The sequence below is a fragment of the Streptomyces sp. NPDC094147 genome (assembly GCF_044764265.1).
In the GTDB taxonomy this organism is placed as follows: Bacteria; Actinomycetota; Actinomycetes; order Streptomycetales; family Streptomycetaceae; genus Streptomyces.
This window is the reverse complement of record NZ_JBIWHT010000085.1, coordinates 1-1,434: the sequence shown is the minus strand read 5'-3', so window position 1 is coordinate 1,434 and position 1,434 is coordinate 1. Positions and strand designations below refer to the sequence as shown.

The 1,434-nt window shown below is 68.4% G+C and carries 1 protein-coding gene; it reads left to right on the top strand.

All coding sequences use genetic code 11. From position 1 onward, the window contains the following. Window positions 1-212: 212 nt before the first annotated feature. Window positions 213-1,412: an IS110 family transposase gene (locus tag ACIQ8J_RS35880; RefSeq protein WP_403278383.1), complete on the top strand. Its 1,200-nt coding sequence runs from the start codon at window positions 213-215 to the stop codon at window positions 1,410-1,412. The last annotated feature ends 22 nt before the right edge of the window (window positions 1,413-1,434 follow it).

Below are 1,434 nucleotides of genomic sequence, written 5' to 3'. Positions count from 1 at the left end.
CGAAGCTCCGTAAGTTGTTGGACGGCCCGGGAGGGCCGGGTGTGGCTTACGCGAAGCTGTCTTCAGTGGCTCGCCAGGAGTGGCCGCCCGGTCCTTCGGGGCGCCCTGGCTGCTGATTGAGATCTGCGATCTTGTCGCTGTTTACGGAGCTGATGGCGGGGTGTTCCTCGGGCCGACGAGTGAGTTTCACGGCACGAGGAGCAAGCGTGGACATCAACAGGCGGGACCGGTTATGGGCCGGCATCGACGCGGGCAAGGGCCACCACTGGGGCGCGGTGGTGGACGAGACCGGAGCGACACTCTGGTCCAAGAAGATCGACAATGACGAGTCGGCGATCCTGACCGCGATCGGCGAGATCCTCGACCTCGCGGACGAGGTCCGCTGGGCGGTGGACATCTCCGGCACTACCTCGGCACTTCTACTGGCACTGCTCGCAGCCCACGGGCAGCAAGCCGTTTATGTGCCCGGCCGCACCGTCAACCGCATGTCCGGGGCCTATCGGGGCGAGGCCAAGACCGACGCACGCGACGCCTACGTCATCGCCGAAACCGCCCGCCAGCGCCGCGACTTCACCACGATCGGCGTGCCCGCCCAGCTGGCCGCGGACCTTGCCTTGCTGACCGCGCACCGCACCGACATGGTCGCCGACCGGGTGCGGACGATCAATCGGCTCCGCGACGTACTCACCGGCGTCTTCCCCGCGCTGGAGCGGGCTTTCGACTACTCCAACCACAAGGGTGCGCTGGTGCTGCTGACCAGTTATCAGACCCCGCAGGCCATCCGTCGCCGCGGACGGGCCCGCCTGTCCGCATGGCTGGGCAACCGCAGCGTGCGCAGCGCGGACGCCGTGGCCGCCACGGCGCTGGAAGCCGCCGAGGCCCAACACACCACGCTGCCCGGCGAGGACGTTGCCGCCCAGATCGTCGCGGACCTGGCCACCCAGACCCTGGCGCTGGACGACCGGATCAAGCGCATCGACCAACAGATCAAGACGGCCTTCCGGACGCACCCGCAAGCCGAGATCATCGAATCCCTCCCGGGGATGGGACCCATCTTGGGAGCCGAATTCGTCGTCGCGGCAGGGGACCTGGTGGCCTACACCGACGCCGGCCACCTCGCCTCCGCTGCCGGACTGGTACCCGTGCCCCGGGACTCCGGACGCCGGACCGGCAACCTGCACCGGCCCAAGCGATACAGTCGCCGCCTGCGCCGGGTGTTCTACCTGTCCGCTCAGACCAGCATCATCCGCGACGGCCCGAACCGGGACTTCTACCTCAAGAAGCGCAGCGAAGGCTGCAAACACCCCCAGGCCGTCATTGCCCTGGCCCGCCGACGTGCCGGAGTCCTGTGGGCACTTCTGCGCGACCACCGGGTCTTCACCCCCGCCCCACCGGTCACGCAGGCGGCTTGACATCGTCATTGAAACTCCTGGC